Raw genomic sequence first — 17,787 nt, 5'->3', positions numbered from 1 at the left:
CCGTGGCGCGGGGTGCCGTCGCCCCGGGAGCGCCCTTAGCTTTCGCCCCCTTCCGGGCGACGCTTCACCGGTCGCCTGTTGCACCCCCGCGCTCCCCCGGGGTCGCCCTCTTCCGACTGACATGACGCACCGCGACTTCCTCGCGATCCCCGACTTCTCGACCGACGAACTGGTCGCCCTGTTCGCGCTCGCCGAGGCGATGCGCGCCGGCCGGTATGACAGGAAGCCGCTCACGGGGAAGTCGCTGGCGATGATCTTCATGAAGTCGTCGACGCGCACCCGCGTCTCCTTCGAGGTCGGCACGTGGCAGCTCGGCGGCGCGGCCTGGTTCCTGTCGCCGCGCGATGTGCAGATCGGGCGCGGTGAGCCCATCGGCGACACCGCCAGGGTGCTGTCGCGCTACGTCGACGGCATCATGATCCGCACCTTCTCGCACCAGGACGTCGAGGATCTCGCACGCGACGCGTCGGTCCCCATCATCAATGGGCTCACCGACCTCCTGCACCCGTGCCAGGTGCTCGCCGACGTCCTCACCATCCGGCAGCATCTCGGCACGCACGAAGGGCAGGTGGTGGCATGGATCGGCGATGGGAACAACATGGCCAACTCGTGGATCAATGCCGCGTATCGTCTCGGCTTCGACCTGCGGCTCGCCTGTCCCGAGGGCTACGATCCCGATCCGGCGCTGCTGGCGCGCGCGCGCGAACGGGGGCGCGTCGAGCTCGTGCGCGACCCGCGCGAGGCGGTGCGGGGGGCGACCGTCGTCACGACCGATGTGTGGGCATCGATGGGGCAGGAGGAGGAGCAGGCAGCCCGCGAGCGCGCCTTCGCCGGCTTCACCGTCGACGGTGCCTTGATGGCGGCCGCCGAGCCTAACGCCATCTTCCTGCACTGCCTCCCCGCGCATCGCGGCGAGGAGGTGGCGGCCGAGGTCATCGACGGCCCGCAAAGCCGCGTCTGGGACGAGGCCGAGAATCGCCTGCACATCCAGAAGGCGATCATGGCGGTGCTGATGGGGGGAGAGGCGCTGTAGCAGGCCACCGAGGCGCTGGCGGGGGAGCGCCGGTCGCCTTCTCCTCCCCGCGCGGGCATATTTCCCCGGTACCTCCCCTTCCCATTCGCCCCCGCCATGTCCGACACCAGCCCGACCGCCCTCAAGCGCACGCCGTTCCACGCGATGCATGCCGCCCTCGGCGCCAAGATCGTCCCGTTTGCCGGGTACGAGATGCCGGTGCAGTACCCCACCGGGATCACCGTGGAGCACAAGGCGGTGCGCGAGCACTGCGGGCTGTTCGACGTCTCGCACATGGGCGAGTTCCTGGTGCGCGGCCCGCAGGCGGTCGAGTTCGTGAACTACGTCACGACCAACAACGTCCTGGCGCTCGCCATCGGGCAGGTGCAGTACTCGGGGATCCTGAATGAGCGCGGGACCTTCGAGGACGACTGCCTCGTCTATCGCGAGGCCGACGGCATCCTGATGGTCGTGAACGCGTCCAACAAGGACAAGGACTTCGCCCACATCTCGCAGCAGCTGTCGAAGTTCGACTGCACGCTCACCGACATCAGCGACGATATCGCCCTGCTGGCGCTGCAAGGGCCCGAGGCTAAGGACGTGCTGCAGCCGCTGACCGACGTCGACCTCTCGACCATCAAGTACTATCACTTCGCGATGGGGAGCGTGTGCGGCGTGGGCAACATCTACGTCTCGCGCACCGGCTACACCGGCGAGGACGGCTTCGAGCTGTACTTCGACCCGGCGCATGCGGCGACCATCTGGAACGCCCTGCTCGCCGACTCGCGCGTGACGCCGACCGGACTGGGGTGCCGCGACTCGTTGCGCCTGGAGATGGGGATGGCGCTCTACGGGAACGACATCGACGACACCGTGACCCCGCTCGAGGCCAACCTCGGCTGGATCACCAAGCTGGCCAAGGGAGACTTCGTCGGGCGCGAGGCACTCGTCAGGCAGAAGGAGGCGGGGATCCCGCGCAAGCTCGTCGGCTTCACCTTCGCCGAGCGGGCGATCCCGCGCCACGGCTATCCCGTCTTCTGCAACGGGGCGCCCAGCGGCAGCGTGTGCAGCGGGACGATGAGTCCGTCGCTCGGCATCCCGATCGGGACGTGCTACCTCCCCACGGCGTCGGCGGCGGAAGGGAGCGCCTTCGAGGTGGAGATCCGCGGGAAGCGCGTGGCAGCGACCGTCGTCAAGCCGCCGTTCTACAAGGACGCATCCCATCTCTAGTCGTTGGCAGCGGCAGATCGTTCGACAGGCGACTGGGACATGCGCATCGCCATCCTGACCATCTCCGACGCCGGCGCGCGCGGGTTGCGCGCCGATGCCTCGGGCGACGCCGTGGCGGCGTGGGCCGCGGCAACCGGGGGGGATGTGACCGTGCGCCACATCGTGCCTGACGAGAGCGTGGAGATCGTGCGCGCGCTGGTGGCGTGGTGCGATGGCGACCTGGCCGATGTCGTCTTCACGACCGGCGGCACCGGGCTCTCGCCGCGCGACGTCACGCCGGAAGCCACGCGCGTGGTCCTGGAGCGCGAGGCTCCCGGGATCGCCGAGCGGTTGCGGGGCGTGGAGCTGGAGCGGTTCCCGCGCGCGGCGCTGTCGCGCGGGGTGGCGGGGACGCGCGCGCGCACGCTCGTGATCAACCTGCCGGGTTCCACGGGTGGTGTGCGCGATGGCCTTGTGGCCCTCGAGCCGATCTTGGCGCACGCCGTGGCCATCGTGCGCGACGACGCGACCGATCATTCGCCCGGTGCCGCCGGGCGGGGGACGACATGAGCGTCCTCATCACGCTGACCGACGTCGAGCCCGCCGTGCGTCTCAACGCGGCGCTCGAGCAGGCGGGGGTCGAGACCGCCGTCGTCTCGCCGCTCGACGACATGCGCGCCGCCATCCGCCGCGCCAAGCCGAGCGTTGTCGTGTTCACGGGGGGATTGCTCGACCAGCAGAACGTGCAGGTGGTGCGCGAGCTGCTGTGGAACGACGTGGCGGTCATCGGCTTCGCCGACGTGCGCGATGCGGCCATCGACGAACGATTGCGCCTGCTGGGCTACGTCGAGGTGTACGGCAAGCCCGTCGTCCTCGACGAGGCGACCGCCGGCGTGCGGCGCATCCTGGAGCGGCAGCGGCTGTCGCGCGAGACCGGGTTGATCGGCGAGTCGGAGGCGATTCGCGAGGTCCTGGTCAAGGTCGAGCAGATCGCCCCCGTGAGCAGCACCGTCCTCATCGAGGGAGAGAGCGGGACCGGGAAAGAGCTGATCGCGCGTGCGATCCACCAGCTCAGCCCGCGCCGCAACAAGCCGTTCATCGCCGTGAACGTGGGCGCGCTTCCCGAGACGTTGCTCGAGAGTGAGCTGTTCGGGCATGAGAAGGGGGCGTTCACCGGGGCGGCGGAGCGGCGCCTGGGGCGCTTCGAGCTGGCGCACGGCGGGACCATCTTCCTCGACGAGATCGGCGAGATCCCGGGGAGCGTGCAGGTCAAGCTCCTGCGGGTGCTGGAGCAGCGCGAGGTGACGCGCGTGGGGGGGACCGCGACGATCCCCGTCGACGTGCGCGTGGTCGCGGCGACCAACAATCCGCTGCGGGCCGCGGTTGAGCAGGGGCAATTCCGTGCCGACCTGTTCTACCGGCTCAACGTCCTGCGCATGTACCTCCCACCGCTCCGCGAGCGGCGCGGAGACATTGCGATCCTCGTGCGGCGCTTCGTGCGCGACCTCACGCGCCAGCACGACCGGCCGTTCCACGGGATCAGCGCCGAGGCCATGCAGCTCCTCGTCGACTACGCGTGGCCGGGCAATGTGCGCGAGCTGCGCAATCTGGTGGAGAGCATGGTGGTGCTCGCGCCGGGTCGGGAGATCGGCCCGGCCGACATCCCGCCACAGATCCGCGAGGGTGGGTCGCGACTCCTCCCCGTCCCCATCGGCCCCGTCGTGCGCGGGCATGCGGGGGCGGAGGGGCGCGAGCTGGAGTTCATCGTGCGCAGCCTCGTCGAGCTCAAGCTGCAGGTGGAGGAGCTGCGTCGGCGCATGGATGAGGCGTCCCAGCAGCTCCCGGCGCAGCTGCCCCCTCATCTGGCCTCGCAGCTCGCGGGGCAGTGGATCGGGGAGGTGCGTCAGGCGCCGGCCTATTCCGGGCTTGTGGGCGGGCTCGAGCCCGTCGTCGAGAGCCCGGCGGAGTTGGGGATCACGCTGCGTCCGGGGATGACGATGGCCGAGATCGAGCGGGCGGCGATCGAGGTGGCGCTTCGCAACTCACGCGGCAATCGCCGCAAGGCGGCCGAGGTGCTGCAGATCGGGGAGCGCACGTTGTACCGGAAGCTGCGCGAGTATCATCTGGTCCCCGACGATGCGAGCGACGGGATCGACGATTCGGAGGGGAGCGACGGCGACGATGGCGTGCGTGAGGCGGGGGTGAGGCACCGCAGTTAGGCGCTTTGCCGACAAGGGGAGCAGGGATTTCCTAGGCAATGCGGCAGGAACTGTCCTTGATTAAGGAAAACTTCGGCTACACCTTACTTCCCGCGTGCCCTCGCCTTGGCGAGGGGCGAAGGGTTGACCGACCACCACTCGGCTGCCGCATGGGAGCTGGGAGAGCAGCCGGGGCATAACGGTCCCGCGTTGGAGGATGATGAGTCCACAGCCCCAGTCCTCGCCCCTGATTGCGGGGAGCGTCCTTCCGATCAAGCGGGCGGAGGAGCTCCTGTCGACCCTTCCCGGGGTGATAGCGGCGAGGATCATCGCCAGCGACAGCGGCGCGGTGGACGAGATCCATGTTCTGACGACGGCGGAGATCACCCCCAAGCAGACCGTCCGGAACATCGAGAGCGCGCTGATCGCGCACTTGGGGATGCGGGTGGATCATCGGAAGATCTCCGTGGCGACGAGCCTCGATCCCCGCCGGCCCAAGGACGGGAAGGGAGAGGTCGCAGCGGCGACGGCAGCTGCGGCGGCGGCCGCGTCGGCGGCCGAGACGGCTCAGGCCCCCGCGCCGGCGTCTCGGCGGGAGAGTTCCGTCCGCCGTCCGTTTTACTTCGAGGACGTCGAAGTACGCCGTTCGCGTGCGACGGGGATCACATGCCGCGTTACCCTCAGCAAGGGTGAGAAGTCCTTCATCGGCGAGGCCGAAGGCATGGAGAACGAGCGGTCGCGGATCGAACTGGCAGCGCGAGCCGCGCTGCGCGCGATTGCGGAAGGGGAGCCCGGGGTCCGGACGATGGACCTTGGCGGGGCGAAGCTGATCGAGGCGTTCGACCGTGAGTTCGTCTTCGTGGGGGTGACGGCGCAGCAGTCACGCTCGAGCGTGTTGCTGACGGGGAGCTGTGAGGTCAAGGACAGCCCTGAGACGGCCAGCGTGCTGGCCGTGCTGGATGCCACCAATCGCTGGCTGTCGCGCAAGTCGGCGGGAGCCTGAACGTACGAACCGCTGGTCCCTCGAACCTGGCACGTCGACACTTCCGACCACATACAAATGAGGCCCCCGTTCCCGTGAGAGCGAAGTAGAGCGGGAACACCAGCAGTACGAGCGGAGCCAACCTAAGAAGAATCGCATGTCCGGCAGTCCGGGCATGACGTTCGAAGGGAGGTGACGCTGGTATGGGTATCGTCCAGTGGATTGTTGCTTTAGCCAACATTATTAGCTGGCACTAGCACGAGAGCGGGGGCGCCTCTTCTCCACCATCCTGTCCAGCGGGCTTCTCGCGGACACTCGAACTTCCCCTCCGTGTGAGCGAAGGCGTTTCCTGTCCCCCGAATCCGTAGCTCAGTAGCACTTTGACAGCCGCAAGCGCAGATCCAAGGCTGCAACCTCGTCCGTGGGCCCGCCTCACTGAACGAGTCGCGCCAGCACTACGAACACCGACGAGGTTCGTAGGGCGGCGCCTGTCGTTCTAGCGACAACTGCGCTTGCCATCTGTGCGACGGCCGTCCACGGTAGCGTTTGGCCGGCGATTCAGGGAGCAGATCTTGGCTTGGCGGCGCTGTTGGCGCTGCTCAGCATCGCGGCCGATTTCATGGCATTCTATCAGGCCCGTCGCGACGCAGTCGGCTCCGTCGCCCTGATTCCCATGAGCGCCACAGTCCTGATACTTCCGGACTGGCGTGGCATGATCGCGATACTCGTCGTCCAGGTAGCAACGCAGCTTCTCAACAAGCGATCTCTGGTAAAGGGTGCGTTCAATGTCGCACAGGTAACTCTGGGATTCGCCGTTGGATCAGCCGCATACCGCTACTTGGGCGGCACCAGCTTTTCGTTGCTGAAAGGTGAGGGGTTCTTCTCGGCGCTCAGCACGCTAATCGCGCCAACAACGGCGTTGATTGTGGCGTTCATCGTTGTCAACACGCTCTGCATCAGCGCAGTCATCAGCGCCGTTAGTGGCCAGCGGATTTTCCAGACGTGGATCGCGAGCAACAAGTCCTCAGCCGCGATCTCGCTACTTCAGGTTGTGTTCGCCTTCTACCTCGCTTGGCTCAGCGTCAATCTGGGGGTCATCGGTGCCGCTGGGATGGTCTTGCCGATGATCGCGGTTCGGCAACTCTCTCGGACTACGATCGAGCTGACAAGCGTAACCGAAGAGCTCCTGGACCTCATGGTCGCCGCTATCGAGGCTAGAGATCCGTACACATCGGGCCATTCCAAGCGCGTTGCCCGAGCTTCGAAGATCATTGCTCGATCACTCGGGCTGAAGCCGGAGCAGGTGGAACGCGTTGAGGTCGCCGCGCTTCTTCACGATGTCGGAAAGATCGACGAGCAGTTCGCGCGCATTCTCGCGAAGGAAGGTCGGCTCACTCCCGATGAGTGGGAGACTATGAAGCGCCATCCAGTTCGGAGCGCAGAGCTGGTTGGGATGCTGACCAGCCTAAAGGACATCGTTCCAGCCGTTCGTCACCATCATGAAAACTGGGACGGTACGGGTTATCCGCAGAACCTAAAGGGCGAGGATATCCCGCTGGGTTCTCGGATCATTATGTTCGCGGACACCCTCGACGCGATCACCACGGATCGTCCATATCGCAAAGCTCTGAGCATCGAAGACGCTCGAAGCGAATTTGTGAAGTTCCGCGGCAAACAATTCGACCCGTGGATATGCGACCGGGTCGTATCGCCAGAAGTATGGCTTGAGCTATATGCGTCGATCGAGAAGGAGCGGGAGAGCGAGGCGCTCCGCTATGCCGCAGGCAAGACAAAGGCTTCTTAGGCGGCTCGCAGAGTTCGTTCCTCCAACGACTCCAATTCCTGCCTGACTTCGATTCGGATTAGACGGACGCCCTAAGCCCTGGAAAACACATGGGAAGTGGATGCGTCTCGAGTCGCGACGTTCGTACGTAGCGAGACCGAATCCTACCTGCTGACGATCTGTCGCCCGACTGGCGCAAACTCTCCAGCAGCACCGACACGGCGAAGTCCTGATCTCCGAACCTGGCGCCCATCCGACAGAGCTCCCTCAGTCGCGCGAGTTGCGGCGTGCTGCCTACTGCTTGACCAGTAAGCAGTCCCGCTGACTGTCGGATGGCTAGAAGCGTTTGCTCAGCACGCGGGACGGGCGACGGCTCTATGGTTCGGGCTGTCTCCGTGACAATGCTCGCCAGAGCAACGTCTCCGGTTGCCCACGCTATCTTCGCGTCCGAAATGAGCCGAGTCCTAGTGATCGTGGCGCAGGCCTCGCCGCCTAACGCGACTTGATCCAGTTGTCGGCGATACTCGAACGCTTCGTTGATTCGACCGAGGGACACCGAGATCGAGACAAGTCGCTCCAGAGACAGGGACTCCTGCAAGGGCAGCTTCAGTTTCCGTGACAGCTCTGCGGACTCGATTGCGTATTCGAGTGCGGAAGTGGGATCTCAATACGCATTGACGCTTCGGCGGATCTGCGAAGACCGAGGAGCCGCCAAGAAAAGTCGGGAGTGGAGCGCGCATGCAGAATCATTCGCTGGAGAGCGGCAGTCGCGAGCTCTCTTGCTCCCACCGTTGCGTGGACGATCGTGTGCAGCAGCGACTCCTCAGGTGTGCCGTCGCCAGAATCAAGGAGTTCGAGTGAGGTCGAGAAGGCAGACTGAAGAAGATCTGCCTCGAAGAAATTGTCGGCGAGAATTGCAAGAAGAACGGCTGCTCGGAGTCTTGTTCGACTTGGCAATCTCTCTGTACTCGCCAGTTCCCGAAGCCATTCACGCCTCGGCACCCCTTCGGACGAGAACAGTGACGCCTCGGCAGCGAGCAGTGCGAAGTCATCGTTCGCACCGTCCCGCGAACTCGACTCGACCCTGGCCGACTCACGTTGCGCTGCAAGATCGTGAATGACGCTCCACCGGGCGGCCAGATGGCATGCGATCATCCGTCCTTCTATGGCCGCGACGAGCTGGTCTCGATCCTCTGACAAGTTCTCAGCGCGTTCGAACGCTTTTCCCGCTTCCTCCCCATCCCCATCCCCACCAACCGGTGGCCAAGCTTCATCGCCGCCTCGTACGCCCGCCGCGTCTCACCCGCCCGCTCCCAATGCGTCACGCAGTCGCCTAACAACTCCACCGAGTTCGTCGCATCGGCTTCGGCCTCCAGCAACGCGGCCGAGCGACCGTGCGCGAAGGCCACGATGCTCGGCATTCCTAACGAGGCCGACATCTCACCCACCAGGCGGTGCCGGCACCATACCGTCGGCCCCTTGGCTCCCACCAGCCCCGCCTCCTCCAGTTCGTCGAGCGCCGCCATGAACTCGCCGGCGGGGAGCTCGAGGACCTGCGTCACGCGACTCGTCGTCGCCCGGGCCTCGAACAGCGCTATCACCAACAGCACGCGCTGCGCCCGCTTGCTCAGCGCCGAGTGCTGCGCCGCAATCAACTCCCGAATGCTGGGTGGGGTCTCCACGGGGTCGCCGCCGCGCCCCAGGTGCGCCGCGAGCTCCGTGAGGTAGAACGGATTGCCCTGCGACGTCGCGGCGACGCGCTGCGCCGCGTCATCGTCGACCGCCACGTGGTTCTTCTCCCCCCATCGCTGCACGAACTCCAGCGACTCCTCGCGCCGGAAGGGAAAGAGCCGCACGTGCTGCATGAGCCGTTCGCACGACCGTGGCCCGGCCGAGCCGTACCACTCCGGGAGCCGTCGCGCCGCGAACAGGAAGCAGGCGCTGCGCGCCCCCACGCGATCCCACACGTCCATCAGCACGCGCCACGTGGTGGGATGCAGCCGCTCCGCGTCGTCCACGAGCAGGAGCAGCGGCGCCTCCTCGGCGATCGCCGACACGAGTTCCGCCAGCGCCTGCACCAACTGCGCATAGAGGATGTCGGCCGCCATCCCGGTCACGCTCCAGGCGGTCACCGTCTCGGGTGTCCCCAATCGCCGCACGTAGGCGAGGTGCTCCTGCGCGCAGCCGAGCGCCCCAGGCAAGGTGAGCAGCTGCTGGCCCACGCTCACCAGGGTGCTGATGGGGGTGAAGCTGTCACCGGCCGACGCGGTGTAGCTGGCGAGCGTGGCCCCGTCGAGTGCCGCCAGCCGCAATAGCTCGCCGGCCAGCCGGCTCTTGCCGATCCCCGCCTCGCCGGTGATGATCGCGGCGCGCGACGCCCCGCCGCGCACCTCGCGCAGCAGCTGTCGCAGCTCGCCGAACTCGCGTTCCCGTCCCACGAACGGGATCTCGAACCGCCGCAGCATCAGCGAGTCGTCCAGCACCTCGGCGACCCGGCGTCGCAGCACGCGCACCGGCAGCTGCAGGTTGACGTTGATCGCCCCGACCTCGTCCTCGTAGTCCCCCAGCAGCCGCAACGCCTCGACCTTGCTCCCCTCCAGCGCGAGCGCCTCGGCGAGCCCCATCGTGCCGATCTCATTGAGCGGGTCGAGGGCGAGCAGGGCACGCGCCACCTGCCCCATCTCGTGAAAGCGCCCGCGGCCGCGCGCCGAGCTGACCTCGTCGGCGAGGGCGCGCCGCAGCCGCATGGCCACCCGTGCCCGCAAGGACTCGAGCCAGTGCCCGAAGGGCTCGCCCAGCATCGGCGCGTACGACGGCAGGAAGGGGAGCGCCCCCAGGCGGACCAGCGCCTCACGGCGCGGCGCCCCGTGCAACAGGAGGTGCACGTCGAGGTCCGTTTGCGGCCAGTCGAGCGAGAGGTGCCCCCCGCGCAGCTGGATGGGGATCGTCAGCTGCCGCAGGCGGTACATCGCCTGTCGCATGCGATGTCGCCCCTCCTCGCCCTCGGCACGCGGCCAGATGCGCGTCACCAGCTCATCGCGCGGCACCCCCTCGGGTGGGGAGGCGGCGAGGCTCAGGAGCAGGGCGAAGTGGATCTCCGAATCGGGGGCGATTCGGGCGAGCGGTGACTCGAAGGCGCACTGGCCAAAGGTGAGGGCACGCAGCACGTGTTCACTCCGCGGGGGCAGCACCACCGAACGGGAGACTCCAGGACCCACCAAACTGCACCGCCCGCGTCACGCAGGCGTCACGTAGGCGTGAGGCCGGCATGCCGCGGGCGGCATAAGCTGCATCTGGCGGCCCCGGGCCGCGAGGCGTTACCGCTTGAGGACCAGCGAAACGATCTTGTCGGCCCCCATCCCCTCGGCCTCGGCCTGGAAGTTCATCACCATGCGATGCCGGAGGACGGTCATGGCGACGCTGCGCACGTCGTCGATGTCCGGGACCGGGCGGCCGTCCATCGCAGCCCGGGCCTTGGCGCCGAGCACGAGGTACTGCGAGGCGCGTGGCCCCGTGCCGTAGGAGACGTACTTCTTGATCTCGGGGTGCGCGTCAGGCTCGCTGGGGCGGGTCGACCGGGCGAGTCCCACGGCAAACTTCACGATCGACGGCGGGGCGGGCATGCGACGCACGAGGCGTTGCAGCTCGAGCACCTCCTCGCCGCGCAGCACCGGCTCGATGGTGACCTCGCCCGCGCCAGTGGTGGAGGTCACGATGCGCTCCTCCTCCTCAAACGACGGATAGCCGACGTTCAGCTCGAACATGAAGCGGTCGAGCTGGGCCTCGGGGAGGGGGTACGTCGCTTCCTGCTCGATCGGGTTCTGCGTGGCGAGCACGAAGAACGGCGACGGGAGCTTGTGCGTCTGCCCGGCGACGGTGACGGTGCGTTCCTGCATGGCCTGCAGCAGCGCCGACTGCGTCTTTGGCGGGGCGCGGTTGATCTCGTCGGCCAGGACGACGTTCGCGAAGACCGGTCCCTTCACGAACTTGAAGACGCGGCGCCCGGTCGCGTGGTCTTCCTCCAACAGCTCCGTGCCGGTGATGTCGCCCGGCATGAGGTCGGGGGTGAACTGGACGCGCGAGAAGGTGAGGTCGAGCGCCTCTGAGACGGTCTGTACGAGGAGCGTCTTCGCGAGCCCCGGGACGCCGACGATGACGACGTGGCCCCCGGCGAGGATGGCGGCCACGAGGTTTTCGACGACTTCCTGTTGCCCGATGATCTTGCGCCCGATCTGCGCCAGCAGCGCCTTGCGCGCGACACTGAGCTTCTTGAGGAGTTCGAGGTCGCGCTGGTCGGGCGACGCCTGCGTCTGGTCGGTGGTCCCCACGCCGTGTCCTTGGGAGAAAAGTCGCCGGAAGGTAACGCGCGCATGGCGTGGCGATAAGAGCGTCCACGCGAGTCGCGCGGCGGGCGGGATGAGCCGCACGCAGCGACGCCGCGCGTCGCCGTGCAACAACGCAAACGGCGAGTCCGGTGTTGGACTCGCCGCGATGTGGGACCGACGTGCGTGGGGCGCTCGCGCTTACGGAAGGACGAAGCGGACGCGTTGCTCGATGGGATAGTTCTCGCTGCGGAGCGACGCGACGGCGACGAACGAGCCGTGCAACGCGTCGGGGCGCCACTGCGCGCCGTACGAGACGGTCTCGTCGCGCTCGAGGATGTGGTTCTGGAGCGTCTGCGTGAACATGCGTCCCTCGCTCCAGCGCCACACTTCGCGTCCCCCCTCATCGAGCACGACGATGTCGTGGGTGAGGCCGTTGGGGAAGGTGAGCTCGAGGCGCTTGGCGGCGCTGTTGGTCACGTGGAAGGCGAACTGGACGTCGTCGGCGAGTTGCACGTCGAGCGACGACGCAACCGGGGGGCCTCCGTCGACGCGCTTGTGCGCGGCGGCCTCGGCCGAGCGCGCGCGAGGGCCGCACGCGGAGGCGAGGACGAGGAGGGCGACGAGGAGGGGAGCGGAGCGCGGCTGCATGCGCCGGAGATCGGTGGAGCGCGAGAGAACGTGGCCAGAAAGAGCAGGCGGTGCGAACATATCCTCGCATAAAGCGGGCGTCAAGCGGTCAGGATTCCATAACTCAAGGAAAATCAGAGAGTTCGGGGTCGTCGCCTCACGTTGGACTTTGCCAATCCGCCGGTCGGTAGTTCGCTTGCGAAAAATTTCACAAACTCCTAGATTCCCGCCCCGAATGTCCGGGGATCCACAGAAGCCGAATGGCGGGCGGTTGGACGATTCGGCCGATGCCCGGTTGGCTCGGTCGGCCGCGAAGTATGGCGGGGTCGGCCTGCAGTTCGCGGCATCCATCCTCCTCTTCCTGTACGCGGGTCAGTGGGTCGACCGGCGGTTCGGGACGAAGCCGTGGGGGATCCTCATCGGTGTGTTCGTCGGGGCAGGGGCGGCGTTCTACAGCATGTATCGCCGGCTCATGGCCGACTTGCGTCGCGAGGAGGAAGCACACCGCCAGTGAAGTCGTTCGTGATGTTTTCCGTCGTTGGGGCAACGCTCATCGCCGTCCTGGGATGGGTCCTCACCCTGGTCTACGGCGGCGCCGAGGCGCGGCACGCAATTCTCGTCAGCGCCCTGGTGGCCTTTGTGGTGCAGCTCCTCGCATTTGCAATCCTTCGCTTGTCTGCGGACAAGAACGTGATTGCCGGGTGGGGACTCGGGGCGATCATGCGCCTCCTCGTCTTTGCCGTGTATGTGCTGGTGATCGTGAAGGCATTTGCGCTGGCGTCGCCGGTGGCGATGGTCAGCCTGGCAGTATTCCTGTTTGCGTCGACGTTGGTTGAACCCCTGTTCCTGAAGACATGAGCGCGCTCCGTTCGCTCCTGCTGGCCTCTGCGCTGTTTGCCGCCCCCGTGTCCGCGCAGGAGTCCCATGCGCCGGCTGCGGCCGCGGCCGAGAAGGTCGACATCATCACGCCGCACATCACGGACTCCTATCACATGGAGCTTCCGTCGATCTTTCCGCCGTTCTACAAGGAAATCTGCATCGGCCGCCACGAGGGCGAGCACGGCTGCGCCCCGCTGTGGGAGCCGGTGCACCTCGGGGGGATGGAGGTCAACCTCTCCCCCACCAAGCACGTGGTGATGATGCTCATCGCCGCCCTGCTGGTGTCGGTCATCCTCATCGGGACGGCGCGGGCCCACGCCCGCCACCATCACGAGGTCGGGCGCCCCAAGGGGTTCGCCGCCGGCCTCGAGGCGATGGTCCTCTACATGCGCAACGAAGTCATCCTGCCTAACGTGGGCCACCACGGCAACGGCTTCGTCCCGTACCTCCTCACGATCTTCTTCTTCATCCTCACCGCCAACCTGCTCGGCCTCGTCCCCTACGGGTCGACGGCGACGGGGAACATCGCGGTCACGGCGACGCTCGCCATCATGACGTTCATCGTCGTGGAAGTGGCGGGGATGCGCGCCCAGGGGATTCACTACCTCTCGACCATCTTCTACTGGAACACCGAGCTTCCGATCTACATGCGGATCCCGATGTTCCTGATCATGTCGCCGGTCGAAATGATCGGAAAGCTGACGAAGCCGTTCGCGCTGGCGATCCGTCTCTTCGCCAACATGACCGCGGGACACATCGTCGTCCTCGCGCTCATCGGCCTGATCTTCACCTTTGCCGGTCCGGTCTCGGCGGCTCCCTTCCTGATGGCGGTCGCCATCATGATGCTCGAGCTGTTCGTCGCCTTCCTGCAGGCATTCATCTTCACCTTGCTGGCCTCGGTCTTCATCGGCCAGATCCGCGAGGCGCACCACTAAGATCGGATGAAGGGAAGACGGGAAGACGGGAAGACGAGTTGGGTTGAGATCAGCTCGAGTCCCGGCGCCCGAGGGTCGGTATCTCGTCATCTCGTCTTCTCGTCTTCCCGTCTTCTGAGTTGCTGTACTCACTCGGCATCGCTCACCGAGCTGAGTCTTGTAGCCAACCGAGCGGTTGGTGACGCCTGTTGGGCCCCGGGGTCCGGTGACAGGCAGCGACGGACGGCTCGTCGTCGCGGAGCGCTGATGTTCAACGTTAGGCACGAGACTTTCCAATGATCGAAGTGTTCCCGCTCCTCCAGGCGGCCGCTGAGGCCACCAGCAACAATCAGGGTCTCTCCCTCATCGGCGCCGGTCTCGGCGCCGGCCTCGCCGTCATCGGCGCGGGCATCGGCATCGGCAACATCGGTGCGCATGCCGTCGAGGGGATGGCGCGTCAGCCCGAAGCGGCCGGCCGCATCCAGACCGCGGCGCTCATCCTGGCCGCCCTCATCGAAGGCGCCGCGCTGTTCGGCGTCGTCGTCGCGTTCCAGATCCAGGGCAAGTTCTAGTTCGTGGGCACGGTGGTCGCCCCGGGGTGACCACCGTGCTGTTCCACTCCCCTTCGCGTGTACCGGTGCGGTTGTGCCGGTCGTCGCCGGAGCGTGCACCGGACGTCCCGATGCCTGCACCGGACCATACAGGTGCTCATGCACCGATCCTCGATAGCCATGCGTACTCCACTCAGCACTGCGCTCATCCTGCTCGCCACGCCGGCCACGGCGTTCGCCGCTGAAGAAGGCGGGAAGGTGAACCTCCTCTCGCCCAACGGCGGGTTGATGTTCTGGACGCTGCTCATCTTCATCGTCCTGCTCGTCGTCCTCTCGCGCTACGCCTTCAAGCCGCTCGTCGCGGCGGTGGAAGCGCGCGAAGCGGCGCTCGAATCGGCGATCACGAAGGCGCAGCAGGATCGTGACGCCGCGGCCAAGCTCCTCGCCGAGCAGCAGGCGCAGCTCGACGCGGCGCGCGCCGAGGCGCAGAAGTTCATTGCCGACGGCCGCGCGACCTCCGAGAAGCTCAAGGCGTCGATGCTCGAGGAGACCCGCGCCCAGCAGCAGGAGCTGCTCGAGCGCGCCAAGCGCGACATCGAGAACGAGAAGCTGCGCGCGATCGGCGACCTGCGGCGCGAAGCGGTCGACCTCGCCCTCGCCGGCGCGAGCAAGCTGATCGCCAAGAACCTCGACGACGCCGGCAATCGCAAGTTGGTCGAGGACTTCCTCGCCAGCATCCCCGCCGCGGGGACCCGCTAAATGCGCGAGACCACCATCGCGCGCAACTACGCGGAGGCGCTGCTCGCGCTCGCCCGCAAGGCGAACGCACTCGATGGGTGGGGATCGATGATGTCGGCGGTGTCCGATGCGGTCACCGGCGACGCGCGCCTCACCAACTTCCTCGCGGCGCCGCAGGTCTCGGCCGACGCGAAGATCGCCGTCATCCAGAAGGCCTTCGGCCCGGTCCTCCCGCGCCCGCTCGTGCTCTTCCTGGTCAAGCTCGTCCAGAACCGCCGCCAGATGCTCATTCCCGAGATCTCGGTGGAGTACGCCAACCTGGTCGACGAGACCGAAGGGCGGGTGCACGCGCAGGTCACGCTGGCACGCGACGCGTCCGAGGCTGACCGCGCCGCAATCGCCAAGCAGCTCACCACGCGCCTGGGCAAGACGGTCGTCCCGCACGTGCACGTGAACCCGGCCATCCTCGGCGGGATCATCGTGAAGGTTGGCGACACGGTCATGGACGGCTCGGTGCGCAAGCGCCTGGGCATCCTCCGGTCGCGGCTCACCCCCGGGCTTCGTTAGGCCGGCCGGCGTAGCGGCTGCGACAGCGGGCCACGGTCTCACGCGAGATCGTGGCCCGCGTTGCGTCTGGGAGCAGTCCGGGCGAAGCGGCCGACCCAGCGATGCGGTCGAGTCACCGCCAATGGCAGCGAGGGTCCTGCTGCTCGACGCCGGAGGCACTTCCTGCGCGTCGGAGGGGGCCGTCCCCGGGCCGTGGAGGAGGGCACCGGCATCTGGTCGAGGGGAGCCGCCTCGGGTGATCGTGTCCCGGGGCACGTCGACCCCGAAACGGGGCGCTTCGAGGCGCCTGCCCCGAGTCACGGCCGCGGGCGGGGGCACTCACCCGCGGGGCACGCTGGTTGCAAGCGGGTGGGGTGCGGCCGATATTGCCGCCGGCCGTCGCGTGGACGCACACCACAGTGCGCGTGCGCGACGTTCGCCACCGGGAGCCCTGCGTTACCGCTCATGATCGTCCGCCGCCACCCTCGTTCACCGCACCTGCACGCCGCTGCCTCAGCTGCAACCCGTGTCCCGTCGTCTCCGGCGCTTGCGCCGGCCGAGGGGGGACGGTGAGCGGGCGGGCGGAGGTCCGGCGCGTCTCCAAGCCGTGGGGCTACGAGGTCATCTGGGCGCACACCGACCGGTACGTCGGGAAGATCCTGCACATCGACGCCGGCCAGGCCCTCTCGGTGCAGTACCACGAGGTGAAGGACGAGACGGTCTACCTGCTGTCGGGGGAGATGAAGTACTGGGTCAAGCTCCCGGGTGAGCAGGAGCTGCGCGACATGCACCTGCGGCAGGGCGATGCGTTTCGCATCACCCCCGGAACGGTGCATTACATGGAAGCCGTGACCGACTGCGATGTGCTCGAGGCCTCGACGCCCGAGCTCGACGACGTCGTGCGCATCAAGGACCGCTACGGACGCGAGGGGACGAACGCACCATGAGGCACTCATGAAGGTGATCATTCCGCTGGCCGGCAAGGGGACGCGCCTGCGTCCGCACACGCACCTGACGCCGAAGCCGATGTTGAAGGTGGCGGGGAAGCCGGTGATGGACTACGTGATGGACGACGTCGCCAAGCTGGGGAATGTCGACCAGGTCATCTACATCACGGGGCACCTGAAGGAGAAGGTCGAGGCGCACGCGCGCACCGCCTTCGGCATCCCCGGCGTCTTCATCGAGCAGCAGGTGCAAGACGGGACGGCTGGGGCGGTCGCGCTGGCCAAGCCGTTCGTCGACGCGCCGGTCCTGATCATCTTCGTCGACACGATCTTCGACGCCGACCTCTCGGTGATCAAGACGACCGACGCCGACGGGATCATCTGGACCAAGGAGGTCGAGGACTACCAGCGCTTTGGCGTGGTGGTCACTGACGCCGACGGCCACATGACCAAGATCGTCGAGAAGCCCAAGACGCCGATCTCCAAGCGTGCCAACATCGGGTTGTACTACATCCGCAACTGGCAGCTGCTCTACGAGGGGATCGCGCACGTGCTCTCGCAGCCGACCAACCAGGGCGAGTACTACCTGACCGATGCCTTCCAGTACATGATCGAGCACGGGGCGAAGATCAAGGTGATCGACGTCGAGGGGTGGTACGACGCCGGGAAGATCGACACGCTGCTCGACACTAACCGGGCGATGCTGGACAAGGGGCGCGCCCGCGTCCCGGCGGGCATCGACCCGTCGCAGATCGTGCACCCGGTCTACATCGAGGACGGCGTGACGATCACCGGCTCCGTCGTGGGCCCCAACGTGTCGATCGGGAAGGGGAGCGTCATCGAGCACGCGCACCTCAAGGACACGGTCATCGGCGACAAGACGCGGATTGCGCGCTGCACGCTCAGCAATTCGCTCATCGGCAGCGAGGTCGTGCTCGCCGGGATCACCGGCGAGGTGACGATCGGCGATCATTCCGAGGTTCGCGCCGACGCCTAGCCGCGCCGGTGCTTCCGGTCGCTGGCGCGCTGCGCCGGTGGGTGTGTGCAGCTGTGTCGTGATCATGGTAGTGCGCTGTCTG

The 17,787-nt window shown here is 66.9% G+C and carries 17 protein-coding genes; 14 read left to right on the top strand and 3 right to left on the bottom strand.

Translation table 11 applies throughout. The annotated features are described in order from the left end of the window. Window positions 1-121 precede the first annotated feature (121 nt). The 6 genes from argF to IPN47_14170 all read left to right on the top strand — a co-directional run bounded on the left by argF (window position 122) and on the right by IPN47_14170 (window position 7,205). The gene (gene argF / locus IPN47_14195; protein ID MBK9409166.1) at window positions 122-1,033 is read left to right on the top strand and encodes an ornithine carbamoyltransferase; all 912 of its coding nucleotides are present in this window, start codon (window positions 122-124) and stop codon (window positions 1,031-1,033) included. 96 nt (window positions 1,034-1,129) lie between these two features. Next, window positions 1,130-2,242: a glycine cleavage system aminomethyltransferase GcvT gene (gcvT, locus tag IPN47_14190; GenBank protein MBK9409165.1), complete on the top strand. Its 1,113-nt coding sequence runs from the start codon at window positions 1,130-1,132 to the stop codon at window positions 2,240-2,242. A 39-nt stretch (window positions 2,243-2,281) separates the two neighbouring features. Further along, window positions 2,282-2,791: a MogA/MoaB family molybdenum cofactor biosynthesis protein gene (locus IPN47_14185; GenBank protein MBK9409164.1), complete on the top strand. Its 510-nt coding sequence runs from the start codon at window positions 2,282-2,284 to the stop codon at window positions 2,789-2,791. Continuing rightward, window positions 2,788-4,440: a sigma-54-dependent Fis family transcriptional regulator gene (locus IPN47_14180; protein ID MBK9409163.1), complete on the top strand. Its 1,653-nt coding sequence runs from the start codon at window positions 2,788-2,790 to the stop codon at window positions 4,438-4,440. Before IPN47_14185 ends, IPN47_14180 begins: the two co-directional genes overlap by 4 nt. 199 nt (window positions 4,441-4,639) lie before the next feature. After that, the gene (locus IPN47_14175; protein ID MBK9409162.1) at window positions 4,640-5,422 is read left to right on the top strand and encodes a hypothetical protein; all 783 of its coding nucleotides are present in this window, start codon (window positions 4,640-4,642) and stop codon (window positions 5,420-5,422) included. A 556-nt stretch (window positions 5,423-5,978) separates the two neighbouring features. Beyond that, window positions 5,979-7,205, top strand: a complete 1,227-nt coding sequence (locus IPN47_14170) for an HD-GYP domain-containing protein (protein ID MBK9409161.1) — start codon at window positions 5,979-5,981, stop codon at window positions 7,203-7,205. Window positions 7,206-8,347: 1,142 nt separating this feature from the next. Here the strand turns inward: IPN47_14170 and IPN47_14165 are convergent. From IPN47_14165 to IPN47_14155, 3 genes are all read right to left on the bottom strand, one after another. Beyond that, window positions 8,348-10,351 (bottom strand): AAA family ATPase, encoded by a 2,004-nt coding sequence (locus IPN47_14165; GenBank protein MBK9409160.1) that lies wholly within the window; start codon window positions 10,349-10,351, stop codon window positions 8,348-8,350. 150 nt (window positions 10,352-10,501) lie between these two features. Then, the gene (locus IPN47_14160; protein MBK9409159.1) at window positions 10,502-11,512 is read right to left on the bottom strand and encodes a MoxR family ATPase; all 1,011 of its coding nucleotides are present in this window, start codon (window positions 11,510-11,512) and stop codon (window positions 10,502-10,504) included. Window positions 11,513-11,707: 195 nt separating this feature from the next. Further along, on the bottom strand, window positions 11,708-12,157 hold the full coding sequence (locus IPN47_14155) for a hypothetical protein (protein MBK9409158.1): 450 nt from the start codon (window positions 12,155-12,157) through the stop codon (window positions 11,708-11,710). A 214-nt stretch (window positions 12,158-12,371) separates the two neighbouring features. Here IPN47_14155 and IPN47_14150 point away from each other — a divergent pair, with 214 nt between their 5' ends. From IPN47_14150 to IPN47_14115, 8 genes are all read left to right on the top strand, one after another. Next, window positions 12,372-12,650: an AtpZ/AtpI family protein gene (locus tag IPN47_14150; protein ID MBK9409157.1), complete on the top strand. Its 279-nt coding sequence runs from the start codon at window positions 12,372-12,374 to the stop codon at window positions 12,648-12,650. 8 nt (window positions 12,651-12,658) lie between these two features. Then, window positions 12,659-12,994 carry a hypothetical protein gene (locus IPN47_14145; protein MBK9409156.1) on the top strand — a complete coding sequence of 112 codons (336 nt, stop codon included), beginning with the start codon at window positions 12,659-12,661 and terminating at the stop codon, window positions 12,992-12,994. Further along, window positions 12,991-13,950 (top strand): F0F1 ATP synthase subunit A, encoded by a 960-nt coding sequence (atpB, locus tag IPN47_14140; protein ID MBK9409155.1) that lies wholly within the window; start codon window positions 12,991-12,993, stop codon window positions 13,948-13,950. The genes IPN47_14145 and atpB overlap by 4 nt, the downstream gene beginning before the upstream one ends. Before the next feature lie 275 nt (window positions 13,951-14,225). Next, window positions 14,226-14,501 (top strand): ATP synthase F0 subunit C, encoded by a 276-nt coding sequence (gene atpE / locus IPN47_14135; protein ID MBK9409154.1) that lies wholly within the window; start codon window positions 14,226-14,228, stop codon window positions 14,499-14,501. 159 nt (window positions 14,502-14,660) lie between these two features. Beyond that, window positions 14,661-15,239 carry a F0F1 ATP synthase subunit B gene (gene atpF, locus IPN47_14130; GenBank protein ID MBK9409153.1) on the top strand — a complete coding sequence of 193 codons (579 nt, stop codon included), beginning with the start codon at window positions 14,661-14,663 and terminating at the stop codon, window positions 15,237-15,239. Further along, window positions 15,240-15,785, top strand: a complete 546-nt coding sequence (locus tag IPN47_14125; GenBank protein ID MBK9409152.1) for a F0F1 ATP synthase subunit delta — start codon at window positions 15,240-15,242, stop codon at window positions 15,783-15,785. A 548-nt stretch (window positions 15,786-16,333) separates the two neighbouring features. Beyond that, complete coding sequence (locus IPN47_14120) at window positions 16,334-16,711, top strand: cupin domain-containing protein (protein ID MBK9409151.1); 378 nt, start codon at window positions 16,334-16,336, stop codon at window positions 16,709-16,711. A 7-nt stretch (window positions 16,712-16,718) separates the two neighbouring features. After that, entirely contained in the window at window positions 16,719-17,705 is a 987-nt protein-coding gene (locus IPN47_14115) for an NTP transferase domain-containing protein (protein ID MBK9409150.1), read from the top strand. The last annotated feature ends 82 nt before the right edge of the window (window positions 17,706-17,787 follow it).

Source organism: Gemmatimonadota bacterium (assembly GCA_016719105.1).
Taxonomy (GTDB): domain Bacteria; phylum Gemmatimonadota; class Gemmatimonadetes; order Gemmatimonadales; family Gemmatimonadaceae; genus SCN-70-22.
This window is presented reverse-complemented; position numbering and strand designations above follow the sequence as displayed.